Source organism: Streptococcus jiangjianxini (assembly GCF_040225085.1).
Lineage (GTDB): Bacteria > Bacillota > Bacilli > Lactobacillales > Streptococcaceae > Streptococcus > Streptococcus jiangjianxini.
On sequence record NZ_JBEHGL010000016.1, the window covers coordinates 1 to 25,892 of the forward strand.

General features: G+C 40.0%; 23 protein-coding genes, 1 other RNA gene and 1 pseudogene. 6 read left to right on the plus strand and 19 right to left on the minus strand.

The features are described 5' to 3' along the window. Positions 1 to 122: 122 nt before the first annotated feature. Positions 123 to 1,273: pseudogene (locus ABP870_RS07570) on the plus strand (tyrosine-type recombinase/integrase). A 97-nt stretch (positions 1,274 to 1,370) separates the two neighbouring features. Here the strand turns inward: ABP870_RS07570 and sufB are convergent. The 11 genes from sufB to ABP870_RS07625 all read right to left on the minus strand — a co-directional run bounded on the left by sufB (position 1,371) and on the right by ABP870_RS07625 (position 11,600). Continuing rightward, complete coding sequence (gene sufB, locus ABP870_RS07575; RefSeq protein WP_350014849.1) at positions 1,371 to 2,780, minus strand: Fe-S cluster assembly protein SufB; 1,410 nt, start codon at positions 2,778 to 2,780, stop codon at positions 1,371 to 1,373. A 246-nt stretch (positions 2,781 to 3,026) separates the two neighbouring features. Continuing rightward, entirely contained in the window at positions 3,027 to 3,461 is a 435-nt protein-coding gene (gene sufU, locus ABP870_RS07580) for a Fe-S cluster assembly sulfur transfer protein SufU (protein ID WP_350014850.1), read from the minus strand. After that, positions 3,448 to 4,668, minus strand: coding sequence for a cysteine desulfurase (locus tag ABP870_RS07585; protein ID WP_350014851.1), 1,221 nt, complete (start codon positions 4,666 to 4,668; stop codon positions 3,448 to 3,450). The genes sufU and ABP870_RS07585 overlap by 14 nt, the downstream gene beginning before the upstream one ends. A gap of 485 nt (positions 4,669 to 5,153) precedes the next feature. Further along, the gene (gene sufD, locus ABP870_RS07590) at positions 5,154 to 6,416 is read right to left on the minus strand and encodes a Fe-S cluster assembly protein SufD (RefSeq protein ID WP_350014852.1); all 1,263 of its coding nucleotides are present in this window, start codon (positions 6,414 to 6,416) and stop codon (positions 5,154 to 5,156) included. Then, a complete protein-coding gene (locus ABP870_RS07595) occupies positions 6,417 to 6,917 on the minus strand; it encodes a GNAT family N-acetyltransferase (protein WP_350014853.1) in 501 nt (166 codons plus the stop codon). Positions 6,918 to 6,942: 25 nt separating this feature from the next. Beyond that, positions 6,943 to 7,719 (minus strand): Fe-S cluster assembly ATPase SufC, encoded by a 777-nt coding sequence (gene sufC / locus ABP870_RS07600; RefSeq protein WP_350014854.1) that lies wholly within the window; start codon positions 7,717 to 7,719, stop codon positions 6,943 to 6,945. A 211-nt stretch (positions 7,720 to 7,930) separates the two neighbouring features. Then, complete coding sequence (locus ABP870_RS07605) at positions 7,931 to 9,091, minus strand: glycosyltransferase family 4 protein (RefSeq protein WP_350014856.1); 1,161 nt, start codon at positions 9,089 to 9,091, stop codon at positions 7,931 to 7,933. Then, positions 9,092 to 9,856, minus strand: coding sequence for an adaptor protein MecA (gene mecA / locus ABP870_RS07610; RefSeq protein ID WP_350014857.1), 765 nt, complete (start codon positions 9,854 to 9,856; stop codon positions 9,092 to 9,094). A 78-nt stretch (positions 9,857 to 9,934) separates the two neighbouring features. Continuing rightward, positions 9,935 to 10,432 carry a phosphatase PAP2 family protein gene (locus ABP870_RS07615; RefSeq protein ID WP_350014858.1) on the minus strand — a complete coding sequence of 166 codons (498 nt, stop codon included), beginning with the start codon at positions 10,430 to 10,432 and terminating at the stop codon, positions 9,935 to 9,937. Between the two features lie 580 nt (positions 10,433 to 11,012). After that, a complete protein-coding gene (locus ABP870_RS07620; protein ID WP_350014859.1) occupies positions 11,013 to 11,234 on the minus strand; it encodes a DUF4649 family protein in 222 nt (73 codons plus the stop codon). A 9-nt stretch (positions 11,235 to 11,243) separates the two neighbouring features. Next, on the minus strand, positions 11,244 to 11,600 hold the full coding sequence (locus tag ABP870_RS07625) for a DUF2200 domain-containing protein (RefSeq protein WP_350014860.1): 357 nt from the start codon (positions 11,598 to 11,600) through the stop codon (positions 11,244 to 11,246). Positions 11,601 to 12,486: 886 nt separating this feature from the next. Between ABP870_RS07625 and ABP870_RS07630 the strand changes: the two genes are divergently transcribed. Beyond that, positions 12,487 to 13,971: a DUF1846 domain-containing protein gene (locus ABP870_RS07630; RefSeq protein WP_350014861.1), complete on the plus strand. Its 1,485-nt coding sequence runs from the start codon at positions 12,487 to 12,489 to the stop codon at positions 13,969 to 13,971. A 360-nt stretch (positions 13,972 to 14,331) separates the two neighbouring features. Here ABP870_RS07630 and ABP870_RS07635 read toward each other — a convergent pair whose 3' ends face one another. Further along, the gene (locus ABP870_RS07635; protein ID WP_350014862.1) at positions 14,332 to 16,671 is read right to left on the minus strand and encodes an endonuclease MutS2; all 2,340 of its coding nucleotides are present in this window, start codon (positions 16,669 to 16,671) and stop codon (positions 14,332 to 14,334) included. A gap of 111 nt (positions 16,672 to 16,782) precedes the next feature. On the opposite strand from ABP870_RS07635, the gene zapA reads away from it, so the two are divergent. The 4 genes from zapA to galU all read left to right on the plus strand — a co-directional run bounded on the left by zapA (position 16,783) and on the right by galU (position 20,079). Beyond that, entirely contained in the window at positions 16,783 to 17,091 is a 309-nt protein-coding gene (zapA, locus tag ABP870_RS07640; protein WP_350014863.1) for a cell division protein ZapA, read from the plus strand. Next, a complete protein-coding gene (locus ABP870_RS07645) occupies positions 17,088 to 17,636 on the plus strand; it encodes a CvpA family protein (RefSeq protein ID WP_350014864.1) in 549 nt (182 codons plus the stop codon). The genes zapA and ABP870_RS07645 overlap by 4 nt, the downstream gene beginning before the upstream one ends. A 499-nt stretch (positions 17,637 to 18,135) precedes the next feature. Beyond that, positions 18,136 to 19,155, plus strand: coding sequence for an NAD(P)H-dependent glycerol-3-phosphate dehydrogenase (locus tag ABP870_RS07650; RefSeq protein WP_350014865.1), 1,020 nt, complete (start codon positions 18,136 to 18,138; stop codon positions 19,153 to 19,155). Between the two features lie 18 nt (positions 19,156 to 19,173). Beyond that, complete coding sequence (gene galU, locus ABP870_RS07655) at positions 19,174 to 20,079, plus strand: UTP--glucose-1-phosphate uridylyltransferase GalU (protein WP_350014866.1); 906 nt, start codon at positions 19,174 to 19,176, stop codon at positions 20,077 to 20,079. Positions 20,080 to 20,206: 127 nt separating this feature from the next. Here the strand turns inward: galU and ffs are convergent. From ffs to rseP, 7 genes are all read right to left on the minus strand, one after another. Then, positions 20,207 to 20,304, minus strand: an RNA gene (gene ffs, locus ABP870_RS07660) — signal recognition particle sRNA small type. Between the two features lie 16 nt (positions 20,305 to 20,320). Next, complete coding sequence (tadA, locus tag ABP870_RS07665; RefSeq protein WP_350014867.1) at positions 20,321 to 20,845, minus strand: tRNA adenosine(34) deaminase TadA; 525 nt, start codon at positions 20,843 to 20,845, stop codon at positions 20,321 to 20,323. After that, positions 20,845 to 21,621 (minus strand): MBL fold metallo-hydrolase, encoded by a 777-nt coding sequence (locus ABP870_RS07670; protein ID WP_350014868.1) that lies wholly within the window; start codon positions 21,619 to 21,621, stop codon positions 20,845 to 20,847. Before ABP870_RS07670 ends, tadA begins: the two co-directional genes overlap by 1 nt. Before the next feature lie 85 nt (positions 21,622 to 21,706). Continuing rightward, positions 21,707 to 21,970: a hypothetical protein gene (locus tag ABP870_RS07675; RefSeq protein WP_350014869.1), complete on the minus strand. Its 264-nt coding sequence runs from the start codon at positions 21,968 to 21,970 to the stop codon at positions 21,707 to 21,709. 16 nt (positions 21,971 to 21,986) lie between these two features. Continuing rightward, positions 21,987 to 22,544, minus strand: coding sequence for a nucleotidyltransferase family protein (locus ABP870_RS07680; RefSeq protein ID WP_350014870.1), 558 nt, complete (start codon positions 22,542 to 22,544; stop codon positions 21,987 to 21,989). Between the two features lie 50 nt (positions 22,545 to 22,594). Continuing rightward, positions 22,595 to 24,451 (minus strand): proline--tRNA ligase, encoded by a 1,857-nt coding sequence (locus tag ABP870_RS07685; RefSeq protein WP_350014871.1) that lies wholly within the window; start codon positions 24,449 to 24,451, stop codon positions 22,595 to 22,597. Between the two features lie 159 nt (positions 24,452 to 24,610). Beyond that, positions 24,611 to 25,873: an RIP metalloprotease RseP gene (rseP, locus tag ABP870_RS07690; RefSeq protein ID WP_350014872.1), complete on the minus strand. Its 1,263-nt coding sequence runs from the start codon at positions 25,871 to 25,873 to the stop codon at positions 24,611 to 24,613. Positions 25,874 to 25,892 lie beyond the last annotated feature (19 nt).

Below are 25,892 nucleotides of genomic sequence, written 5' to 3' on the forward strand. Positions count from 1 at the left end.
GGTCAACGATTTGTTGCTTAAAGTCATCCGTAAAATGACGGCGTATTTTTCTAGACATATTGTTTCTCCTGTTTTCTTTAGTGTAGAACACTTTATAAATTCTGTCTAGTTTAGTGTAACCTATTCAGAAATTCCAATGTTACCTTGGAAAAACGGAATTTGGTGAAGAAGTACGCACTACTAGAAGTGGTTTCCAAACAAAAAAAGAAGCCCAGCAAACTTATCGACAGTTACAACTTGATTTTGATAAAAATAAGTTAAAGATGAATGGTAATATTACGTTTAAAGAGCTTTATGAAGAATTTATTGAACAATATCGTTTAAAAGTAAAACCATCTACTATCATGATAACAAGAAGAGCGATTGAAGATCATGCACTTGAATACTTCGGAAATAAAATGCTTAAAGACATTTCAGTCCGATTTTGTACTCAAGTCAATCGTCGCTGGATGAGAGATGGTTATAAGCAAGCTTATTATTTCCGCAGGGCTGTTGCTCAAATTTTACAATATGGTGTTCAACAGGAATTGATTCTTGAAAACCCCATGCGTAAAACTGAACCAATTAAACGTCAAGAAATTGATGAACATTTAGTCGCTACAGAAACAATGACTGTTTATACACCAAAAGAATTAGCTATTTTCTTGGAGTCTTGTAAAAAACATGGCAATATGAAAATCGAAACCTATTTTCGTGTTTTAGTCTATACTGGTGCAAGAAAATCTGAAATACTTGCCTTAGAATGGAACGATATTAATTTTGATAGTAACAAATTAACGATCAGTAAAACACTGGCAGAAGTTGAGTATGATCCAAAATCTAAAAAAACTAAAGTAGCCAGTCAAAGCGCCAAAACAAATGCCGGTAAAAGGACTATTTCAATTGATTTAGAAACAATGGCGAAGTTACAGGAATGGCGAACTAAACAGCAGTTTGAATTTAAGGTTTTGGGAATTAGAGCAACAAATAAACATCAGCTAGTCTTCCCTAATAAAGATAATCTTTTTTGTCGCGCCCCGGTCAACCAAATGACTGGTATGATGTCATAGCGACTAAATACAACTTAAAACGAATTACTCTTCATGAATTCAGAAAGACACATGTCTCTCTTTGCGCAATGGCTGATATGAACTTAGAGGATATTATGTACCGAGTTGGTCATAAAGATTCTAAAATGACTCGTCAGGTCTATAACTACTTCTATCCTGAACGTGAAGAACGCAGTGCAGATCAATTCGCACAATTCATTGAAAAAGAGAAATATTTGTTTTAATTGTTATTGTAGTTAGTTTTGTAGTTAGTTTGTTTTTGCGAAAAAAAGAAGCACCAGAAACATTGATAAATCAACATTTCTAGTGCTGAAATTGGCTTTAGCCAACACTGCCTTCCATTTCATAGGAAATCAAACGATTCAGCTCAACAGCGTACTCCATTGGAAGTTCTTTGGTGAAAGGTTCAACAAAGCCCATGACAATCATCTCAGTGGCTTCTGATTCAGATAAGCCACGACTCATGAGATAGTAGAGCTGTTCTTCTGAGATTTTTGAAACTTTTGCTTCATGTTCCAAGGCTACTTGAGAGTTATGAATTTCATTGAATGGAATGGTATCTGATTTTGAAATATCATCCATCAAAATAGTATCACACTCAATGTGACTCACTGATTTTTTAGATTTTTTATTAAAGGTAACTTGGCCACGGTAATCCACCTTACCGCCACCTTTAGCGATTGATTTTGACACAATGGATGATGAGGTGTGAGGTGCATTGTGAATCATTTTAGCACCTGTGTCTTGGTGTTGTCCTTTATTGGCAAAGGCGATAGAGAGCATGGTACCACGCGCACCTTCTCCGTCTAGGTAAACGGATGGGTATTTCATGGTTGTTTTAGCTCCAAGATTGCCATCAATCCACTCAACAGTAGCATTTTTAAGAGCCTTGGCACGTTTGGTCACCAAGTTATAGACATTATCAGACCAATTTTGAATGGTCGTATATCTCATATAAGCACCTTCAAGTGAGAAGATTTCAACAATAGCAGCATGAAGACTGTTAGATGAATAGGTTGGTGCCGTACACCCTTCTACATAGTGTATACTTGCCCCCTCATCCACTATGATTAGAGTTCGTTCAAATTGACCAGTATTCTCATTGTTAATGCGGAAATAGGTCTGAAGCGGAATATCACACTTAACTCCCTTGGGAACGTAAATAAAGGTGCCACCTGACCAAACCGCCGAGTTAAGGGCTGCTAACTTGTTATCTGTTGGCGGCACTAACTTAGCAAAGTACTGTTTGAAGAGATCCGGATAATCTTTGAGAGCTGAGTCAGTATCTGTAAAAATAATGCCTAGTTTCTCAAATTCTTCCTTCATGTTATGATAAACAACTTCTGATTCATACTGGGCTGATGCGCCAGCAAGGTAGGCGCGCTCAGCCTCTGGAATCCCGATGCGTTCAAAAGTCTCTTTGATTTTTTCAGGGACATCATCCCACGAACGCGCTGGCTTATCAGAAGGTTTTTGATAATAAATAATATCATCAAAATTAATATCTGATAAATCGGGCCCCCACTCCTGCATGGGCATTTTATTAAAGGTTTCCAGTGATTTGAGGCGGAATTCTAACATCCATTCTGGTTCACCCTTAGCAGCAGATAATTCTCTAACTACCTCTTCACTTAGGCCTTTTCCTGTTGATAAAATCGGCTCAACATCATCATGAAAACCAAACTTGTACTCACCCAAATCAATGGGCTTTGGTTCTACTTTTTCAGACATGAACTGTCCTTTCTATTCTTAATATAAATGATTTCTAATCCTAACTCTAAATGATAATGCTCTACATTATCAATAAAATAATATAATGGCACATCTTATATTGCGTTAGATCTCATCAGACTTACCTTACATCTTTATCGGCTACAAAATAGCTCGTTAAAGAACGCAAAATTTCGTAGAAACTTCTTAGTAGACTGACTAACTTGCTCCAAGCAACAATAACGATTGCTTGGCACCCCTTTGCGATTACTTTTCACTGCGTTCGATGGCCTTTTTAAGGGCATTCCAAGCCAAGGTCGCACACTTGATTCTCTGTGGGAATTTTGAGACGCCCGCCATAAAGGCGGCATCTCCTAGAGCTTCTTGTTTAGAATCTTCTTTTCCTTGAACCATTTCTGAGAAAATATCTGCTAAAGTTAGGGCTTCTTCCTTTGTTTTTCCCATAACAACATCTGTCATCATACTGGCTGAGGCGGTTGAAATAGCGCATCCATGACCAGAAAAAGCAATATCATCAATTTTATCATCTTTCATACCAAGGGTTAAGGAAATAACGTCACCGCAAGTCGGATTATTCAGCTGAATAGCTTCCAACCCTTCTAGTTGCCCAAAATGATGTGGGTTTTTAGAATGTTCCGTAACCAAAGTCATGTAAAGATGATTTAAACTAGAGAGTGCCATTAAAAAACTCCTTGGTCTTTATGATAGCGTCAATGAATCGATCGCAGTCTTGGTAAGTGTTATAGGCATAAAAGCTAGCCCTAAGAGCAGATGAAATCCCCAAATGATGAAGTAGGGGTTGAGCGCAGTGATGCCCTGCACGAACAGCAACTCCTTCATAATCCAGGGCAGTTGCAACATCATGGGGGTGAAGGCCTTCTATATTAAATGAGATAAGGCCAATATGATTATTGGGGTCTTTTGAACCATAGACAGCAACCCCTTCGATTGCTTGAAGTTTGGGTAGGATATAGGTAACTAAAGCTTGAACGTGAGCATGAACAGCTGTCATCCCCAAATCATTCAAATAATCAATAGCGGCTCCCAAACCGATAGCTCCAGCTATATTAGGCGTACCTGCTTCAAACTTCCAAGGCAATTCTTTCCATGTTGACTCTTGTTCATGCACAAAATCAATCATTTCACCACCAAATTCTAGTGGATCCATGAGATTGAGAATATCTTCCTTACCGTAGAGAACACCAATACCAGTCGGCCCCATCATCTTATGACCAGAAAAAGCGTAGAAATCACAATCTAATTCATGAACATTAACTGGTAAATGGGGAACCGCTTGGGCTCCGTCTACCACCATGTAGGCTCCAACTTGATGTGCCATTTGTGTTAACTCTTTGATGGGATTCAGGCAGCCTAAGACATTAGAAACATGAGTTAAGCTGACAAACTTCGTTTTTGAAGAGAGTTTCCTCCGATAATCATCTAAATCTAAACTACCATCTTTAAGGTAAAGATAGACGAGTTCTGCTCCAGTTGCACGACAAACTTCTTGCCAAGGAACCAGATTAGCATGATGTTCCATGATAGAAATAAGAACCTGATCTCCTGGTTGTAACACACTACGAGCGAAGCGAGCAACCCAATTAAGACCAGTAGTCGTCCCTCTGGTAAACACAATCTCACGTGATGAATCAGCATGGATAAAATCAGCCACCTTCTGTCGACTGGCTTCATATTGATGAGTCGCTCTCTCAGCCAAAGTATGAACGCCACGGTGGACATTAGCATTCTCTTCCTGATAGTAGGCCATAAGGGTGTCCAGAACCTGCTGCGGTTTTTGACTGGTTGCAGCATTATCCAAATAAACAAGCGGTTCGTCATTGACCTTTTGATTTAATATGGGAAAATCTGATCTTATACTTTCAAACATTATTTTTTCTCAATCACTTCATTATCTTTGCAAATTAGAACATCTCGTCAGGAAGTATTCTTCTAAGTTTTTATGGATGTATGATAGCCATTGCCACATTCAACCTATGAAACGGTAGAGTGCCGTCGTCTGTCCAGGCTAGCCATCATGATACCATAACTGTGCAAACCATAAAGGCCACTCCTTAAACGATTTCCTTGTAGCGAAGTAACATCCGTTTCTCTATCTCTGCCAATATCTTCCAATTTGACAAGTTTACTAATCACCAGTTGTTCGAGCTTCGTGAATCATGCGGTAGTCTGTTTCAGAGATGACGACCATTGTCGTCTTAGGTCAAATAACTTGTCCGTCTTCTGGCACTATTTCTCAGCATTATAATGTATCAAAAATTTGTGAAAAATCGCTTAGTTATCTAGGATAGGTGACTCTTGATCCTTATCACGAAACTTTTTAAGACTAACAGTTAAGCTACCATATGACTATTTTTAGCGCTTATCTAACTTATTATCAAGGACCTTTATCAATTCTTGACGAACTTCTGGACTTGGAATTTCTGTGATAACAGCGCCCAAGAAGCCTCGAATGACCAAGCGTTCTGCTGTTTGCTGGTCAATACCTCGGCTCATGAGGTAGTACATATCTTCTGGATCAACTTGACCAATGGAAGCAGCATGTCCAGCTGTAACCTCGTTCTCGTCAATTAGAAGAATCGGATTGGCATCTGACCGAGCCTTGTCTGATAACATCAAGACACGACTTTCTTGCTGGGCATCTGCACCTTTTGCTCCCTTAACAATATGACCAATACCATTGAAAGTTAGTGTTCCACGTTCTAAAATGACTCCGTGTTGTAGAATATGACCAACAGAGTTACGACCGTAGTTAGTTACTCGAGTATCGATCCCTTGAATTTGGCGACCTGACGATGCCGCAACAACTTTAAGATTGGCATGACTGCCACTGCCAACGAGGTCTGAATCAAAATCACCTATAACGTGCCCTTCATTCATAACCCCCATCGCCCAGTCAACAGAGCTATCATCACCATGTCTAGCACGACGACTGATATAAGCCGTGACATGCTCCCCTAGTCTATCGATAGCTGAATAAGAAACCTGACTGCCACTACCTGCGATAATTTCAACAGAAATATTAGCGCTTGTTTTTTCGGTTTGATTGCCTATGCTTTCGAAACGTTCAATATAGCTGAACTTACTATTCTTACCAGCAATGATTAGTACGTGCTTATTAAACGGAACATAGCTATCGCTGTCTTGCAGGTAAATGCCTTCAAGAGGAAGTTCGATTTCCACATTGTCTGGAACATATAGCACAGATGCACTATTAAAGTAGGCATAGTTGTAAGCCGCTAGTTTGTCTTCATCGTAGGCTAGGGCAGCCCCAAAGTTCTCCTCAACAATATCTGGGATTTCTTCCAAAGCAGATGCCAAATCCGTAAAAACGACCCCTTTTTGAATGAGCTCTGCTGGTAATTGTTCTAGGAGAGTCTGCGTGCCTAGCTGAATAAGTTTAGGGTTGTCTCCCAAGGCTGTGAAATCAGGGACATTAACTGAAAAGTCATTTTCAGCAATCGTGCCATCTCCAAGATTCCATCGATGAAATCGAACGCGCTCAATGGTCGGCAAGGGTAGCTCTTCTAGTTTAGCAAAAGCAGCTAGGCGACGTTCTTGCAACCAGATGGGTTCAGCTTTGGTTTGTGAAAAAGCCAAAATCATTTCTTTTGTCATTTATTGTTTATCCTTCTTATCTCCTAAAAAATCCGCAAGAATGATGTCATAGTAGTCTGTCTTTGATGTTTCACCTGTCGGAACAAACCCTTGCTTCCTCCAGAAATTAACAGCAACGTCAGTCGTTGCCACATACCCTAGTCGAACTCTGTCAAAGCTTTGTACTAAATGAAATATTGCTTCTTTCATCAAACGACTAGCAATTCCCCTACCTTGATACGCCCTATCTAGCATGAACAATCCGATAAAGGCCGTATGCAAATCCGGATAACCGTCTACTAAATCCAACACAGCAATCAGCTTTGCATTATCAAAATACCCAAAAAAACACTTATTATTGGGGTTGATAGTGGGAGGCAGCTTGGTCATATCTCTCTGAACTGGTGCCAGCATCGGCACTGGTGTGCAACGTTTAAAAAAGCAAGAATTGGTATTATACAACTGCAAAACATCTTGACTATCTGATTCTGTCAAGAGACGAATCTCATAGTTTTTTGACAAACGTTAAAAATCTATCATGCTATGCTTATCCTTCAATCTCTTCGTGATAATCGATACCCAGTTCTTCTGCTACTTTAACGTAACCTTCTTTTTCCAAACGCTCTGCTAAGTCAGGACCGCCTGAAAGAACCACACGACCTTCCATCATCACATGAACCACATCTGGTGTGATGTAGTTAAGCAGACGTTGGTAATGGGTAATAATCATAGCACCAAAGCCTTCGCCACGCATTTCATTGACTCCTTTTGACACCACTTTTAGAGCATCAATATCAAGACCTGAGTCAATTTCATCAAGAAGGGCAAACTTAGGCTCAAGCATCAGAAGTTGCAAGATTTCATTACGTTTTTTCTCACCGCCTGAGAAACCTTCGTTAAGGTAACGCTCTGCCATCTCTTCTTTCATACCAAGAAGTTCCATCTTTTGGTCCAATTTGGTGATAAAGTCTCGGACAGAAATTTTATCCGCATCCTCTTTACCAGCATTCATTGCAGCTCGGATAAATTCAGCATTGGTAATACCTGGTATCTCAGAAGGGTACTGCATAGCCAAGAAAAGGCCAAGTTGAGCACGCTCATCCACTTCAAGTTCCAAGATATTTTGACCATCAAAGAGAATTTCACCCTCCGTCACTTCATAACTTGGATTTCCCATGATGGCTGCTGATAGTGTTGATTTTCCAGTTCCATTTGGACCCATAATGGCTGCAATTTCACCTGTTCTCAAGGTTAAGTTGAGGCCTTTTAAGATTTCTTTATCTTCGATAGAGACATGAAGATTTTTAATTTCAAGTACAGACATAATTACTCCTTTTTGGGCATTTATACGCTTCGAAAATCAAATTCAGACCGTCTTGACTTGATTTGATGACCTTTCATTTTGTCTGCAACGTCGCTATCAAGTCCGGTTGTGATTTTCATTGAGTATGTGGCTTCCATGATGAAGCCATTGCTAACTTTTCCAATTCATTTTATTGTAACAAAAAAAGCCAACAAAGGGCTTTTTTCGAGATTTATTTTTTCTTCTTATCTTGCCATTTTTGTAAATTGGTTTGTCGATAGTCACTATTACCAATGAATTTAAACATCTTAAACAAGGGTGTTCGATGCTCTCCCCAAATTTCCAAACTTTCTATAAGAACTTCTAAAGCAAAAAGTAGACCAGCTATCAGTAAAATACCACCTAATCTCGTTGAGATATTCAACAAAAGTGCGATCAAAGAGAAAATAATGGCAATACCATAGACAACAAGGACTGCACCGCGATGGGTGAAGCCCATAGCCAAAAGACGATGATGCAAGTGCATCTTATCAGCTTCGGAAATTTTGCGTCCAGATAACTTACGGCGAACAATGGCAACTGCTGTATCAACAATGGGCACTCCTAAAATAATAACAGGAGTCACAACCGCGACTGCTGTCGAGTTTTTCAATCCTTGCAAAGATAGAACGCCCATCATAAAACCGATAAATAGAGCACCAGTGTCTCCTCCGTAAATAATGGCGGGGTGATAATTATAGGGGAAAAACCCTAAAATCGATGCCATGAGAAGAAAGATTGTGATGGTCAAAAACAAATCAACTTGTGGTAGAAAGAAGTAGGAAACAAGCCCCATAGTCCCTAATGAAATCATAGAGACACCCGCCACTAAACCATCTAAACCATCAATTAAATTAATAGCATTTGTAATAGATACAATCCATATAATGGTCAATAAACAAGTCAGAATTGGCCCGAATTCAATCATGGGACCACCAAAAGGTATCTTAAAACTGTCAAAGCGAAAGTCTGTATAAGCCCAGACGATAACTGCCCCCAGTACAATCCCACTCATTTTCTTCTTTGCTGAAATTTCAAAAATATCATCAAGATAGCCCGTCGCTGTTACAATAGCTGCCCCTACAAGAACAGGTAGGATATAGTCAAAATAAGGAATATCTGATTTAACATAGGCTGTCATCTTAGGGAAAATGAACAAAGCTACCGTTGAAAACGCTAAAAAAACAGCTAAGCCCCCTGCACTAGGCATGGGTACCTTATTAATACGACGAGCATTGGGTTGATCAACCGCCCCTACTCGAAGCGACAAAAAGCGGACCAATGGTGTCAAGGTAAGCGATAAGAGAAAAGCTCCAATTAGCGACAAGACAAAGGAGAGCTCAAATGGTAACATTTAGCGCACCTTTATACCCTCTAGTTCAGTTACAGCATAACCATCAATCAAACGGATACCATGTTCTTGAAGATAAGCTCTCGTTTTTTGAGCATTTTGGCTATGTTCTAACAGTCGAGCATGAACAAGATTAGCGTAATAAGCGGGTTTATTTTCTAAACCAACTAGGATAGTCATATAGTATTGTCCAGCTAATTTATACAATTCTGACGCTTCAATCTCAAAATCGATAGCTTTGGAAAAAACGACTGCTTCTTTCAGTGTTGGAAAACTGAGAACATAATGCGTGTAAGATTGATTTTCAGTATCATCCTCATCTTCAGCCTCTACCACTGTCGCCTCAGACTCAGAAGACACTTCTGACATCGCTGACTCTACCATTTCTTCCATTTGTTTTAATTTCTCATGAGCTTCCGTGTCCCCTTTTTCCAACATTGATTTTTCTAATGTTTTAAAGAATTCATCTGGAGACATCTGAGACACGTCACCAAAATTTGCTAGGTCTTCTAAATTAAGATCTTTATCAATTTCTGATTTTGTCACAAAGACGTCCAAGCGATCCTTCTTAGGAGTCACGCGAAAGCTTAACATACCACTATTTTTGAAATTATCTGGTAGATCCAGTTCATCCATAACAGTATAGAAAAATTCTTCTGTTTTCTCTTGAGGAATGAGAAAATCTTTTAACTCCATTCCTCTTTCTTCTAAATCTTCCATACTAATCGTAATTTTTAGCGTTGTTTCGCTAATTTGTTTCATTTCCATTACATCGGCACCTCATACGCGTATTACTGCCTATTATACTAGAATAATAAGACATTTTCAATTTTATACCCACGCTCACTAGAACAAGGTCAAAATCATGCCCCCAAAGATCCCTAAAAGATAACCAACTAAAACATCTTTTGGGTAATGCACACCACCAAGTACCCGACATACCGCCAATCCCAAAGTCAAGATCAACAAAAAAAGGCCGACCCAAACAAACTGGAAGAGAAAGCACATGCTGATGATACTAGCTGAGAAGACATGACGACTAGGAAAGGATTCTCCTTGCCCATCACGTCTCATGATTGGTTTAATAGCCCATGTTTCATAAGGTCTAGGCTGGTTAATCATCCGCCGAAAGACCGAAATCAGCAGAAAAGATACGCCTGGTATAAGAATCGTCTTCCACAGGTCTTGACGGTTTTCCATATAAAGAAAAATCAAAAGCAAGGGATAGAGTAGATACATCAGTTTGGTCACAAACCCATTGTACCTTAAAATAATAGGTGTCAACATTGGATAAATCGTTAAAACTTTCAGGATTTTTCCATAAAATATATCATAATTTTTCACTCAAATACCCAACCTTTCGCTATCTAAAGAAAACATTCTCATTTTGCATCGCCCTTACAGCATAAACACCCTATTTTTTGGCTGATAACTCATAATCCTTCTTAGAACATAACCCAAAAAATAGCTATCCACAACTGCTAACTCTTAAAACTCTGTTTTGCTAGTCAACATGCGCTCACTAGCATCTCTAGTTGTCCAAAGACGGCTAGCAAAAATGATATTAAGCTTGTATCATAAGATTGACGAAACCGTTCAGAAACTGACTCTTCTAGACTAAGCCAATCCTCCATTAAGCAGATATGGCAAGTCATCTCTAGCCCACTCTTACCTTTGTGCATTTTTCGACAATAAATCAAGGATTAACTTTTTGCCGGTAATTGCTAGAACATTAGATGTTTTGAGAGCCAAATATTTCGTCTCTTTCAACAGCAGATGATCTCTCAACCACATAAAAGAGGCTTTCTCCACCCCTTCCGATACCTACACTCCTAGCATCTGCGTTGTGACCACTGTTTTATTTTACCACATGAGGCAGCCCTTTTGTTTCATCAAAAACACTCAGCTAGGCTGAGTGATCGCGCTATTGGTATTGGGTCAAATCTTGTTTTAATAAGAAATGATAGATATCACCATAAAGGCCTTGATAGGGAATTTCATGACCATTAAAGCTAACCTTTGTCACTTTAAAAAAATCAGGAATATCATGCCAACAAGACTGTTGCGACTGAACAAAACTGTTGTAATTATCAAAGCTCACTTGTTGCGGACGATTAACGCCGTCAATATAATCAATAACAATCATTACAAACTCCTAGTTTTCATATTTATCAAAAACCTCTTGTGGTGTCTTCCCTTTAGCAATCCAGTCCACCAACTTATCCAAACGACGGATTTCTTGCATCAAGGGATCTCCAATTGTCTCAATCCGAACGCCACAAATATTACCGGTGATATTGGTCCGATCAGGATTGTAAGAAGGCGCATTTTGGAAAAATTCGCCATAAGTCAAGCCACTTTCCAACAAGTCATCCAGTTGCTCAATCGAATAGCCAGTTAACCAAGCGGTTACTTTAGCCACATCAACTTTAGTCCGACCTTTGCGTTCCACCTTTGCTACCAGTGCCCCATAGACACTAGCAAAACTCATCTCGTAAACACTCTTTCGCATAAATCCTCCTCATAAACACAAATCGCTATTCAAGTTTTCAGCCATCACTCATTTAATCAAGCTGATCTTTCTTTCATATGAGTTCCCAAAAAAATCCAGGGACTGCCTTTATAACAACATCAACTATTACTTTAGAAAGGTGTTAGCGTGACTATAAAATACACCTACTATCGAAAGGCCTTCAGCCTAGTATAAAAGACCAGCTTCTCTAGAGTCAGCCGTTGTCATAGTCACCAGAGCTAAGATTAGTTCGATCAATAACGTCATAACGTCTTAGCCAAATCCATTAAGACAGCCGCATACTGGCTAGGCAGGGATTTGTTAACCTTCTTCGGTGACATGGATGTGCGCTTTGATAGGAATATAACCGCCCTTGTTAATGTAGGATTCTTTGAACTTCACTATTTTACGCCATCAAAGCGGGATTTGTGACCGCAACTCACTATCTTATCTCTTGAACTTTTACCAATCCAACAACTCCAACAAGGGTAAAAACGTATGCTAACCTATTTCTTTCTGCCTTTAGTTCACTTGATACTTTGATACTTTAATACTTTAAGAATAACACTTTGGAAAAAACTTGTCATCTGATGGCTAGGCAGGTCAAAGAAGAAGTTTATCTTGGATACCCTCTTTAGGTTTATAATGATATGGCAAAAAAATGTTCCCAAAGATCGCCAAATCAACATTTTGACGCCGTTATTTCATTAACAAGTCAGTCTCATACTGTCACTAGTTCACCTTACTTTAGGCTGCTAGTGGTTTTATAATAAGGCTGAGTGACTGACAAATAATCGAAATTGTTACTTTTCTCTTATAGAATTCGCCAAATTTTGCTAAAATTTTGTTATAATGATTTCTTTAAAAAGAGAAAGGTCAGGGACACATGACAAAACAAGCTTTTGATTCAGAGAAATATTTGAATTTGCAACGCGATCATATCATTGAGCGCATTAACCAATTTGATGGCAAACTTTATTTAGAATTCGGTGGTAAAATGTTGGAAGACTTCCATGCTGCCCGCGTTCTTCCTGGTTACGAGCCTGATAACAAAATTAAACTTCTTCAGGAACTCAAAGAGCAGGTTGAGATTGTTATCGCCATTAACGCCAACAACATTGAACATTCAAAAGCGCGTGGTGATTTAGGCATTTCTTACGACCAAGAGGTCTTTCGTTTAATTGATAAATTCAAAGACCTTAACATCTATGTGGGTTCTGTTGTCGTGACTCAGTACACTGGTCAGGCGGCTGCAGATGCCTTTCGTAAAGAACTGGAAAAACACGATATTGCTTCCTATCTGCATTACCCAATCAAGGGCTATCCAACTGACATGGACCATATCATCTCACCAGAAGGAATGGGAAAAAATGATTACATAAAAACAAGCCGCAATCTTGTGGTCGTAACAGCGCCTGGTCCTGGTTCGGGTAAATTAGCAACCTGTATGTCAAACCTATACCACGATCAAGTCAACGGTGTCACATCTGGCTATGCTAAGTTTGAAACCTTCCCCGTATGGAATCTTCCGCTCCACCATCCCGTCAACTTGGCATACGAAGCAGCCACTGCCGACCTAGATGATGTTAATATGATTGACCCTTTCCACTTGGAAACTTACGGTAAAACAACGGTTAACTACAACCGCGACATCGAGATTTTCCCCGTGCTCAAGCGCATGCTAGAACGCATCCTAGGTGAATCTCCTTACGCTTCGCCTACTGATATGGGCGTTAACATGGTAGGTTTCTCTATCATTGATGAAGAGGCTGCCATCGAAGCCTCTAAACAGGAGATTATCCGCCGTTATTACCAAACTGTGGTTGAAGCTAAGGCTGAACGTGTCCCATCAACAGCTGTTCAGAAGATTGAGTTGCTCATGAACGACATTAATGCCAATCCAGACGACCGAAAGGTTGCCGTAGCTGCTAGAGAAAAGGCAGAACAGACAGGTGATGCCGCTCTGGCTTTGGCATTGCCAACTGGTGACATCGTGACCGGTAAGACTTCTGAACTTTTTGGACCATCAGCCGCCGTTATCATCAATGCCATCAAGAAATTAGCTGGCATCGACAAAGCGACCCACCTCATTAGTGCAGACTATGTCAAACCAATCCAAGATCTCAAGATTGACCATCTCGGCAGTAAAAATCCTCGACTTCATTCTAGTGAAATCCTCATCGCCTTAGCCATCACAGCAATGGAAAATGACGATGCTAAGAAAGCGATGGAACAGCTGGGCAATCTTAAAGGTAGTGAAGTGCATTCAACAGTGATACTACCAGAAGAAGATAAAAATGTTTTCCGTAAATTAGGTGCCAATGTGACCTTTGATCCCGTTTACTCCAAAAAAACACTTTATCGTAAATAATAAAAATGCTTCTCGCAGCTTATCTGCAAGAAGCATTTTTAGTAATCGTTAGCTAATCCTCCAATGACATGAGGTTTAGAAGGCAGGCTAACGTTTGATAAAGATATGACGCACAATCAGTATCTTTATGATAAATTTGTCTCTGCCTCCCCATCCCCTGAGTAGAATCCCATTGAGAAACTAGATACTTTTATCCAGTTCTTTTTCAACTAACTGTAAATTTAGGGAGTATTTCAGCTACCTTAATATCACCATTCTAGTTTTGCTCTTGAGTAATACTAGAAAAACCACCTAAGATAGAATGACTGGTTACTTCTGTAATGAGGGAGGAGTATTAAGCCTTTATTCCTCTTCCAGAACTTATCCTAAATTAGCAATAGTACAACCTGACCCACCGGCATTTTGTGGGGCATAGCCGAAGCTTTTGACGTGTTTATTTCGGCGAAGATATTTGGTAACAGCTTCACGGATAACTCCTGTTCCGATACCATGAATAATATCAACCTGCGCCATGTTATTAAGTAGGGCCTGGTCAATAAAGTCATCCAATTCTTGCATGGCTTCCTCATAACGCTTACCACGAAGATCCAAGCGAGCGCGTGGTCCACCGCCAGACGTCTTGGCTTTTTTGACCACTGACACTTGTTTTTTCTTAGGTTTTTGCGCTTCTTCTTGAACTTTAACCAAGTTAAATTCATCCTCTTTAAGAGTCATCTTAATTAAACCAACTTGAGCTTCCCAGTTCTTATCCTTAATCTGACGTATCAAGGTTCCGCGTTGACCGTAGGCTGTCACCACAATGTCATCACCGACACGTGGAGCCCTGAGTTTTTTGGCTTTTTTTAGGACCTTATTTTTAGATAAATCAACCTGAGGAGCTAATTTTTTTAATGCAGACTTAGCTTCAATGATTTCGTGCGGTTTTAACTCAGCTTTAGCATGAAGATTTTTTAGAATCTCGTCACTTTCTTGAAGAGCTAAATCAACTAATTCACGCGCTTCTTGGTGAGCTTTTTCCACTTCACGATCACGCTCGTGCGAGAAATCGTTGTAGAGTTTTTTTACCGCTCGGTTAAACTTAAGGTTTTCTTGCTCGACTTCTTTGATATGATCCAGACGTTTTCTGGTTTCAAGAGTTTGTGCTTCCAACTTCGCGATGATACGATTGACATCACCATCAGTATCTGTCATGTTTTCGGCATCAGACACAATCACTTCTGATAGACCAAGCCTGCGGGCAATCTCAAAGGCGTTGGATCGCCCAGGAACCCCCTGCATGAAGCGATAAGTCGGACGCAGTGTTTCTGTATCGAACTCCATACTGGCATTTTCTACAAACTTCGTCTCAATCCCGTAAGCTTTAAGCTCTGGATAGTGAGTCGTGGCCATGGTCTTAATCTGACTGAGACGTAGATGTTCCAAAATAGCCATGGCAAGGCTAGCCCCCTCTTGAGGGTCAGTACCTGCACCCAATTCATCAAAAAGCACTAGGGAATCTTGATCTGCTGCTTCCAAAATTTCTACGATATGAGTCATGTGACTTGAGAAAGTCGATAAGCTTTGCTCAATAGACTGCTCATCACCTATATCAGCGAAAATCTGGTTAAAGACCGTTACTTTTGAGCCCATATCAGCCATGATAGGCAAACCAGATTGAGCCATCAATTGTGCTAGACCAAGCGTTTTTAACATAATGGTCTTACCCCCTGTGTTGGGGCCTGTAATTACAATGGCTGTCAAATCTCTGCTAAAGCGCAAATCATTGGCGACTGGATCTTTAAGGAGAGGATGAAAAGCATTAATCAAATGGATACTCTTATCACTTGAAATATCAGGAACATTTGCGTTCGTCTCACGCATAAAAAGGTATTTGGCACGAACAAAGTCTAAGTGACCTAAAATCCAAGCGTTATTTCTGATGATCTCAGCATGCGGGCGTAACATTTCCGAAAAGTCATGAAGAATCTTAGCCATCTCATGGCGTTCGTCTGCTTGCAGTTGGGTAATCTCTTCATTTAGCGCAACCACTGCGCGTGGTTCAATGTAAACGGTATTTCCTGAACTTGAAATATCGTGAACAACTCCTGAAATACGATTGCGGTGGGTATTTTTAACAGGAAGAACGCTACGGCCATTACGACTAGCAATCAGGCTCTCGGATAGGTAATCTGCTTGTTTTTTCAAGACGTCTTGCAACACTTGACGCACCTGTGTTTCACTAGCCGTAATCTGACGACGAATTTTTTCCAATTCTGGACTAGCAAAATTTTCTAAAAAACCACCATCATTTACCGACTGCAAAGCGCCTTGTAGTTGGGGGAACCCTACTAAATTCTCAAAAAGACGCTTAAGAGCAGAGAGCTCTACATTTTCCAAATCCTGATAAAAACGTCTCATGTCTGCTGTGACAGCTAACACCTTTTTGATAGCAATCAGTTCTGAAATATTGAGGTCAGCATCCAATTCCAGACGTCGAATACTTTCTGAAATAGACGTCAAACCACCTAAAGCAAAGCCATGATTTTCCACAAAAATAGAAGACATTTCTTCGATTTCCATAAATTGTTCTTTAATCTTGTCAACCTTAAAAAGTGGAAGCAAGTTTTGTAATTCAGCTAGTCCCTGTTCGGTTTGAAGGTAAGGAACAAATAAATCCCTCACTTTTTCAAATTCTAACTGTTCTAAAATTCTAGTATTCATAGGCTATATTATAGCACAAATCTGGCCTCACATGACTGGGAAAACCACTAAACAAAAGCTAAAGGTGTCCCTAATAAGGCCTTTATGCTATAATATTTGAGAGGTATTTTCATGACAAAAAAGAATCGCTATAAATTTGTTTTTGGGGATCGCCCCTTAACATTAACAACTGATAAAGATAATCTCTTCATGGAAGAAGTAGAACGTGTTGCCAAAGAAAAATACGAGGCTATTCGCGAAAAGCTGCCCCAAGCAGACAACGAAACCTTGGCAATCTTACTAGCCATTAACGCCCTATCAACTCAACTCAGTCGCGAGATTGCTATTGAAGATATGGAGAATGAATTGGCTGATTTGAGGGCACGTTTTATAGATGACAAGACGGCTGAAAGCACTGACGAAGCCGAGGTCGACCTATGATTACACTCTTGCTCTTTATTATTCTGGCTTGGAGTTTCTACATCGGCTTTTCAAGAGGCATCTTTCTGCAGGCTTTTTATACTATTGGAAGCTTAGTTGCCCTAGCTATTGCCAAAGCCTACTATCAGCCACTGGCTAAAATGCTCTATATTTGGGTCCCTTATGCCAATCCAACCGAAGGAGCTCACATCTATTTCTTTAAAGATGTCGATCTTTTCTCGCATGAGTTAGTCTTCTACGCTGGCGTTGCCTTTCTGGCCGTTTATACCCTTGCTTATGCTGCTATTCGATTTTTAGGTGTACTTCTTCACCTAACACCACTCGATCGTTTTGATACTAAAGTCAATAATATCATAGCTGGTCTGCTATCTTGCCTTGTTGTTTGCTTTACCTTTAGCATGGGGTTTACGATTTTAGCCACTATTCCTTTTGATCAAATTCAGCAAACCTTATCAGGAAATAGCTTGATCCGTTTCTTTATTGAAGATTTTCCATTCTTTTCTTCTTATTTAGAAAATCTTTGGATAACTCAGATCGTCCAATAGTCAAGGAAGAACACCAGTGAGCATTACAGATAGCATTTACTGGACATAACCTATCCCTTAAAATGAGACTGAGAATTTTAATTTTTAAGCGCTTTAACAAGTACCATGAGTGACTGACAATGATATATGAGAGAGAATCAGATTGGTTCTTTCTTTTTTTGTATTGGGAATTTGATTTTTAACTGGCTGACATATCGACAATTTGGCAGTAGATGATGGGCATTACCTCTTAGGAATGGCATAAAATAATCGCTTAAATTACTATGATTTATTCTGTTTATTGGAAAGGAGACTACCTTCTGAGACTTGTCTGGTTATTTAAGATAACAGTAATTCTAATCCTAGAATTAAGATGGCTTACTCTCCCAAAATTCCTTTAAAGCGTTTTTATGGTATAATGTTTAGGAATATATGCTAACTCTCATTTGAAAAGCTCTTTAGGATTCTTGTTAATTCTACGGAACTTAACTTTTCAATGGCTACAAATCAAGGAGTGACTATGACCAAACAAACAATTGCTGTCTTGGGTCCCGGTTCGTGGGGGACTGCATTAGCACAGGTTCTAAACGACAATAATCATGACGTTCGTATTTGGGGAAATATCGCTGATCAAATCGATGAAATAAACCAAAAACATACTAATACACGCTATTTTAAAGATATTACCCTAGATGAAAAAATCGTTGGTTACCACAATCTTTCTGATGCTCTTGATGGGGTAGATGCCATTCTCTTCGTTGTACCAACCAAGGTAACTCGTCTAGTTGCTAAACAAGTGGCTGAAGTTTTAGACCATCCAGTTACTATCATGCACGCGTCAAAAGGCCTTGAACCAGGCACACATGAGCGATTATCGACCATTCTTGAGGAAGAAATCCCAGCTGATTTACGTTCAGAAGTCGTTGTTGTCTCTGGCCCAAGTCATGCCGAGGAAACCATTGTTCGTGATATCACTCTCATCACAGCTGCTTCAAAAGATATAGAGGCCGCTAAGTATGTACAAGAGCTCTTTAGCAACCACTACTTCCGCCTCTATACAAATACTGATGTCATCGGAGTTGAAACAGCAGGAGCCCTTAAAAATATCATCGCTGTAGGTGCTGGTGCTCTTCATGGCCTTGGGTATGGCGATAATGCCAAAGCCGCTATTATCACTCGTGGGCTAGCAGAAATTACGCGACTGGGTGTTGCTATGGGGGCAAGTCCCCTTACTTATAGTGGGCTGTCCGGCGTTGGAGACTTAATTGTGACAGGTACTTCTAGCCACTCTCGTAACTGGCGTGCAGGAGATGCCCTAGGTCGTGGTGAAAAACTTGAAGATATTGAAAAAAATATGGGGATGGTCATCGAAGGGATTTCAACAACAAAAGTTGCCTATGAAATCGCCCAAGAATTAGAAGTTTACATGCCTATCACTAGCGCTATCTATCGTGCTATTTATGAAGGGGCTGATATCAAAGAATCCATCCTTGGTATGATGTCAAATGAATTCCGTTCAGAAAACGAATGGTCCGACTAGATAAAGTAGAGGAAAATTATGCATACAAAAGTTAGAAAAGCAGTCATTCCAGCTGCAGGGCTTGGCACCCGATTTCTACCAGCTACTAAGGCTCTCGCTAAAGAAATGTTACCTATTGTTGACAAGCCAACTATCCAATTCATCGTTGAGGAAGCCCTCAAATCTGGTATTGAAGAAATTTTGGTTATCACAGGTAAAGCTAAACGCTCCATTGAAGATCACTTCGATTCTAATTTTGAACTCGAGCACAATCTGGAACAAAAAGGAAAAAATGACTTGTTGAAGCTAGTGAATGATACCACCGCTATCAACTTACACTTTATTCGACAAAGTCATCCTCGTGGTCTCGGTGACGCCGTTCTTCAAGCTAAAGCTTTTGTTGGTAACGAACCTTTTGTTGTTATGCTTGGGGATGACCTTATGGACATTACAAATGATAAAACTGTTCCTTTAACGAAACAATTGATTAATGTTTTCGAAGAAACACATGCTTCTACTATCGCCGTAATGCCTGTTCCCCACGAGGAAGTGTCATCTTACGGTGTGATTGCTCCACATAAAGAAGTTCATAAAGGACTTTATAGCGTGGACAGCTTTGTTGAAAAACCCGCTCCTGAAGATGCCCCAAGTGACTTAGCCATCATCGGGCGTTACCTGCTGACACCAGAGATTTTTGCCATTTTAGAAAAGCAAGCTCCTGGTGCTGGAAATGAAGTGCAATTAACCGACGCTATCGATACCCTTAACAAAACGCAACGCGTGTTTGCACATGAATTCACTGGAAACCGCTACGATGTCGGTGATAAATTTGGCTTTATGAAAACATCTATCGATTACGCTCTTAAACATTCACAAGTCAAGGATGATCTAAAACAATACATCATTGACTTAGGCAAAAAGCTAGACCATAAAAAAGAAAAATAAGCTAAAAACCCGTTTATCTGCAGTGGATAAGCGGGGTTATCTTATCTTTCAGATCAAAAATACCAACCTAATACTCAATGAAAATCAAAAGAAAAACCCTCTGAAACCTTGATTTCAAAGGATTTTAAAACTATATCAAAAAAGAGCACACACCTGACATCGCTTAGGGCTGCTGGATTCCTCCCCTGACCCACTTCACGCACAAGTGTTGCTCCGATAATTAGTATATCATATTTTGAATTTATTGCAAATCGTTTTTTTCTTTAGCTTCCTCAGCTAATCTCTTAGCCGCTTTCTTTTTTTCTCGTCCCTGACGGAAAAATGCCTGCATAATAGCGGCACAATCTGCCTGTAACACCCCAGCTTCTACCTCAACACGATGATTGAGCCTCTCATCTGTCAAGATATCATAGAGACTTCCTGCGGCTCCAAATTTGTGATTAGGAGCTCCATAAATGACTTGTGGAATTCTGGCAAGTCCAATAGCACCGCTACACATGACGCAGGGTTCAATAGTGACAAATAAGGTTGTCTCAAGCAATCGCCAATTCCCAACTGTCTGATTTGCTTCTTGAATAGCCATGATTTCTGCATGCATGATAGCTTGACTGAGCTCTTCTCGTGCATTATGGCCACGCCCAATAATATGACCATCCTTGACAATGATACAGCCAATAGGAATTTCTTCCTTGACTAAGGATTTTTCCGCTTCTTTTAAAGCCTCTCGCATAAAGTAGTCTTTTTCTTCTTCTGTAAATATTGGCATTAGAGGTGTCCTAACTCCCACCATTTGTGAGGTTCTGCTAATTCTACTGGAATATCACCGGCATAGTGCTGTGCTTCTTGACGAAGGATTTCCAAATGATGATCTGAATCAACACCTTCTGGAGCTACTGGTGGCATATGGGTTAAAACAAGTTTTTTGACACCAGCTTGTACTGCAATTTCACCCGCTTCTTTGGTAGTTAAATGGGCAGGATGATTTTCATTGCCTTCATAAAGATAAACATCGGCTAAGAAGAGGTCTGCTCCCTCAACAAATCCTGGTAATGCTTCAAAAAAACCTGTATCAGCTGTAAATAGCAAGATTTGACCAGTCTCACGCTCAACAATGCGAAACGCATAGCAGACAACTGGATGAACCGTCTTGATAAAAGTAATGTCAAAAGGACCGATACTCTGGGTACCATTAACATCATAGGCAATACCTTCTGAAACATCCGACAGGGTTAACTTGTTAAATTCAGACTCATCTTCATTGTGTGCATAGATAGGAAGCACTCTAGGTTTCCATAAATGCTTTGGATACAGCTGACGGTAATGACGTAATACTCCCAAATCTGCGACATGATCTGGGTGATAATGACTGATTAAGACTGCGTCCAAGTCTAAAGGACTAATTTCCTTTTCCAATTCATTTAATGAACGCGACCCAGCATCCATCAAAAGTTGAAAGCCATCATGTCCCGTTAATAAATAAGACGTCGTCCCCTCATTGTTATAAGGGTAGCCTCCCCAGCATCCAAGTGTTGTAAGTTTCATCTGCAAAACCACCTTTCTCAACTCTTATTATATCAAAAAATCATCTCATAATTGGTTTATGCAAATGCTTTAACGAATCGTTAGGTCACTTAAAAAAGGTATAAAGCCAAACCAAAAACATGATAACAGAACCATAACGAACCAACTTGAGATATCTTGGCCGCTGATAAACGGCTACTGTATCAGGGACTTTAGGAAAAATAGCAAAACTGGCAGACCAGATGAGCTGCCCCACTGTCACCCAACTATTATTTTTTAGGACAACAATACCGAAAACCGATAACACCGCAACCACTAAGGCTAAACGATTGAATTGTTGCCAGAAAGTCCAGTTTTTAAGATCAAACACACTTTTCCCTCCTTATCTAGTCATTAAACACTCGAATACGTGGCCATCTTTGCTGCCAATTTTTCTTAGTCACCCGCTCTTGATAAACCTTCATACGTTTGGTTGAAGCCTTATAGTGCGGTGTTGGATGAATCTCAAACTGATAGATAGCTGCTAGGCCATATGGAGCAAAAAATTCTAAGGTATTACCGACCTTTCGAAGCGCTACTGCCGTTGCTGTTTCCGGATATTTCCTAATAGCATCTCTGGTTGACTTATAAGGACTCGTCTCAGGGTTATGCGTATGCATATAAACCTGATTTTTAAGCTCCCAAAGATAGCTGGGATAGCTTTGCTTTAACGTCTCTTGAATAATCATTGTTTGATCATAAGAAATATCTGGATCATAGAAAACCACATCAAGATCAGTCTCAGAATCAAAGCCTGGTAAACCGGAATATAGGTTCCATATATAATTTCTGACTGCCCCTGCTGCTAACCAAGAATCCTCTAATTGTAAATCTTCAATAATCTTTAAAATGTGCATCATCTTCTGATCAGCTTTCAGCAGCTCTAAAAAATCATTTTCTATCATGGCTTCATTATAACACAAAAGCCTTAGCAGGATTGCCAAGGCTTCTGATCTTAGTTTTCTTTTGTTAAAATTTCCAAGGTTTCAATCAAGTTATCTTGGTGAACTTCTATACTGTCACCAGTTGCTTTGATCTTAACTTCAACGATGCCGTCAGTAGCTTTCTTACCGACAGTTACTCGGATTGGAAGACCAATCAAATCACTATCAGAGAACTTAGACCCTACACGTTCGTTGCGGTCATCTGTCAAGACCTCGTAGCCTTTAGCCATCAACGTACTTTCGATATTTTGTGTCAAGTCATTAGCCAGTTCATCCTTTGTATTCACCGTAATCAAGTGAACATCAAACGGCGCCAATTCCTTAGGGAAATTAATGCCCCAAGCAAAGCGATAATCACCTTTTGGTGTTTTATTCACAAAGAGGCGGGCATGCTGCTCGATAACAGCTGACAAGATACGACTAACACCGATACCGTAACAGCCCATAACAATTGGTACTGCGCGACCATTCTCATCAAGAATATTGGCACCCATACTATCGGAGTATCGAGTTCCGAGTTTAAAAATATGTCCGATTTCAATACCACGTGCAAATTGAAGAGTGCCTTTACCATCTGGAGAAACTTCGCCCTCTTTGACTTCACGAATATCAACATATTCTGCTTTGAAGTCACGCTCAGCATTGACACCAGTCAAGTGGAAACCATCTTGGTTAGCCCCAACAACAACATTAGCAGTATTCTGCACCTTCAAATCAGCAATAATGCGTACCTGTTCTGGAAGATTGACCGGCCCAAGAGAACCAAAACCAGCTCCAAATACTGAACGAACCTCATCTTCAGTAGCTGCCTCAAGGAAATCAGCTCCCAGATAGTTTTTCAATTTAACATCATTGACTTGATCGTTACCAACAAGAAGGGCAACGACAAGTTCACCATCAGCATTAAATACGAGGGTTTTAAGTGTCTCTTCTTCATTGATATCAAGGAATGCTGCCACATCATTAATCGTTTTACAATTTGGCGTTTCGACTTGAACAAGAGAGTCCTGTGACAGTACTCTAGAACTTGGTCTAAACTCACTAGTTGCCATTTCAAGGTTAGCGGCATAATCTGACTCTGTTGAGTAAGCAATCGTATCTTCACCAGAAACCAACCACGATGCCAACTCTTCTTTGATTTTTTCCAAAACATCTTCTGGAATATCTTGAATAGATGGAATAGATTTATCCAAGATCACCCAACGGTCCAAATCTGTGCGGTCAGGTGTCACAGCCATAAATTCTTGGGAGTCTTTTCCTCCCATCGCACCACCATCTCCAATAATACCTTTAAAATCAAGACCTGAACGTTTAAAGATAGCTTCATAAGCTTGACGGTAAGCTTCATAAGCAATATCTAGATCTTCGTAGTCCTTGTGAAAACTATAACCATCTTTCATGATAAATTCACGCGTACGAAGAAGACCATTACGCGGACGTTTTTCATCACGATATTTCGATTGAATTTGGTAAAGGTTAAGTGGTAATTGTTTATAAGATTTAACCGAATCGCGAACTAAATACGTAAGGGTTTCTTCATGGGTTGGGCCCAAGATAAAATCTGATTGATCGCGGTTTTTGAGTTTGTAGAGGTCTTCACCATAAGTGTCGTAACGACCAGACTCGCGCCAAAGATCAGCTGTCAAAAGAGCTGGGGCTAACATTTCAACGGCACCAATTTTGTCAAATTCTTGACGCATGATGGTCTTGAATTTTTCAATAACACGGTTAGCCAATGGTAAATAAGCGTAAATACCAGCAGAGACTTGGCGAACATAACCAGCACGTACCATAAGAGCGTGACTGATAACTTGAGCATCACTAGGCATCTCGCGAAGTGTAGGAATAAGCATATTAGATTGTTTCATATTTAAGATATAATGCCCACAAATGTGCGATAAAGTAGAAACGTTGATCTTTTGGAAAACACTGTACAACTTTTTTTAGCACAACTATTAGGGCGTGTTCTGTTTTGTCATAAAAACGAACACATTTCCTTTCTATTTTACATTAATCGTTTTGTCACTTTAGAAAAAGGCTCTTATGATGTCGTTCCAGGTAACAGCAATCATCAAGACTACCATAATACCGACACCAGCTAGCGTGACATAAGTTTCCACTTCTTGGCTAAGCGGTTTGCGGCGAATCGCTTCAATGATATTAATGAAAATCTTTCCACCATCAAGGGCTGGAATGGGAACGAGATTAAAGATACCCAAGTTGATTGATAACATAGCCATGAGATATAAAAGGTCAACCAGACCGCTCTTAGCAGCTTGATTAGACATTTGATACATAGCAACAGGACCACCTAGCTTATTTAAGCTAAAGTCAGTAATCAAGTTTTTGAGAGCGCGAACTATAAGGGTTGCGCCATTCCAAGATTCTCGAAGCCCACCAACAATTTTATCCATAAATCCTGTTTTTAAGCCTGGCATGACACCAATTAGGTAGGTACCATTTGACTTTTTCGGACGAATTTGGAGTTCACGTTCTTGACCACTTGCTGTGGCTACTAAGACGTCAATACTGTCGCCTTTTTTCAAGTTACGTGTATTCTTGTCGACTGCCTTTGTCAAATCTTCCCAATTAGAGACTTTCATTGATCCGATTCGCAAAATTCGATCTCCATTTTGCACACCAGCCACCTGCATGGCCCCGCCATCTGAAACTCTGACTTGGTTGCTATCAGGATTTGGAGTACCGCCTTGGACAAACATCATGATAATAAATACCAAGGCTCCTAAAATGAAATTATTCATCGGACCAGCAAAGTTGGTCATCATGCGCCCCAAAACGGTCGCATTTTGGTACTGGACATCAAGTGGAGCAATGCGAACCTCTGTTCCATCTTCTTCGATGATTGTCGCATCGTGATCAACGCCATAGGTTCTTGTTTCATCTAGGACGAGACCTGTAATCGTCAGTTTGTCTTCCAAATCATAATCCGTAACATTCATAGGAAGACTTGTCTGCTCTAGATGCTTCTGGGATAGGTTTATCCGTTTTACCAGACCATCTTTATTCAAAGTTAATGTAACAGGGGTACCCGTTTTGATCTCAGTTGTATCATCTCCCCATCCGGCCATTCTGACATATCCTCCAAGAGGAAAGGCACGAATGGTATAGGCCGTGCCATCTTTACCAGTATGTGCAAAAATTTTTGGTCCCATACCAACTGCGAATTCACGAACTAAAATACCAGACTTTTTGGCAAAATAGAAGTGACCAAACTCATGGACGACTACTAAAATACCAAAAATAATAATAAAAGCTAATAATCCTTGCATAAGACTTGCTCCTTTTCAG

Excerpts from the sequence above, each read along its gene's own strand:
- sufB (WP_350014849.1), bottom strand. The coding sequence starts at position 2,780 with ATGTCTGAAAAAGTAGAACCAAAGCCCATTGATTTGGGTGAGTACAAG.
- sufU (WP_350014850.1), bottom strand. The coding sequence starts at position 3,461 with ATGGCACTCTCTAGTTTAAATCATCTTTACATGACTTTGGTTACGGAA.
- ABP870_RS07585 (WP_350014851.1), bottom strand. The coding sequence starts at position 4,668 with ATGTTTGAAAGTATAAGATCAGATTTTCCCATATTAAATCAAAAGGTC.
- sufD (WP_350014852.1), bottom strand. The coding sequence starts at position 6,416 with ATGACAAAAGAAATGATTTTGGCTTTTTCACAAACCAAAGCTGAACCC.
- sufC (WP_350014854.1), bottom strand. The coding sequence starts at position 7,719 with ATGTCTGTACTTGAAATTAAAAATCTTCATGTCTCTATCGAAGATAAA.
- ABP870_RS07605 (WP_350014856.1), bottom strand. The coding sequence starts at position 9,091 with ATGTTACCATTTGAGCTCTCCTTTGTCTTGTCGCTAATTGGAGCTTTT.
- mecA (WP_350014857.1), bottom strand. The coding sequence starts at position 9,856 with ATGGAAATGAAACAAATTAGCGAAACAACGCTAAAAATTACGATTAGT.
- ABP870_RS07620 (WP_350014859.1), bottom strand. The coding sequence starts at position 11,234 with ATGATTGTTATTGATTATATTGACGGCGTTAATCGTCCGCAACAAGTG.
- ABP870_RS07625 (WP_350014860.1), bottom strand. The coding sequence starts at position 11,600 with ATGCGAAAGAGTGTTTACGAGATGAGTTTTGCTAGTGTCTATGGGGCA.
- ABP870_RS07630 (WP_350014861.1), top strand. The coding sequence starts at position 12,487 with ATGACAAAACAAGCTTTTGATTCAGAGAAATATTTGAATTTGCAACGC.
- ABP870_RS07635 (WP_350014862.1), bottom strand. The coding sequence starts at position 16,671 with ATGAATACTAGAATTTTAGAACAGTTAGAATTTGAAAAAGTGAGGGAT.
- zapA (WP_350014863.1), top strand. The coding sequence starts at position 16,783 with ATGACAAAAAAGAATCGCTATAAATTTGTTTTTGGGGATCGCCCCTTA.
- ABP870_RS07645 (WP_350014864.1), top strand. The coding sequence starts at position 17,088 with ATGATTACACTCTTGCTCTTTATTATTCTGGCTTGGAGTTTCTACATC.
- ABP870_RS07650 (WP_350014865.1), top strand. The coding sequence starts at position 18,136 with ATGACCAAACAAACAATTGCTGTCTTGGGTCCCGGTTCGTGGGGGACT.
- galU (WP_350014866.1), top strand. The coding sequence starts at position 19,174 with ATGCATACAAAAGTTAGAAAAGCAGTCATTCCAGCTGCAGGGCTTGGC.
- tadA (WP_350014867.1), bottom strand. The coding sequence starts at position 20,845 with ATGCCAATATTTACAGAAGAAGAAAAAGACTACTTTATGCGAGAGGCT.
- ABP870_RS07670 (WP_350014868.1), bottom strand. The coding sequence starts at position 21,621 with ATGAAACTTACAACACTTGGATGCTGGGGAGGCTACCCTTATAACAAT.
- ABP870_RS07680 (WP_350014870.1), bottom strand. The coding sequence starts at position 22,544 with ATGATAGAAAATGATTTTTTAGAGCTGCTGAAAGCTGATCAGAAGATG.
- ABP870_RS07685 (WP_350014871.1), bottom strand. The coding sequence starts at position 24,451 with ATGAAACAATCTAATATGCTTATTCCTACACTTCGCGAGATGCCTAGT.
- rseP (WP_350014872.1), bottom strand. The coding sequence starts at position 25,873 with ATGCAAGGATTATTAGCTTTTATTATTATTTTTGGTATTTTAGTAGTC.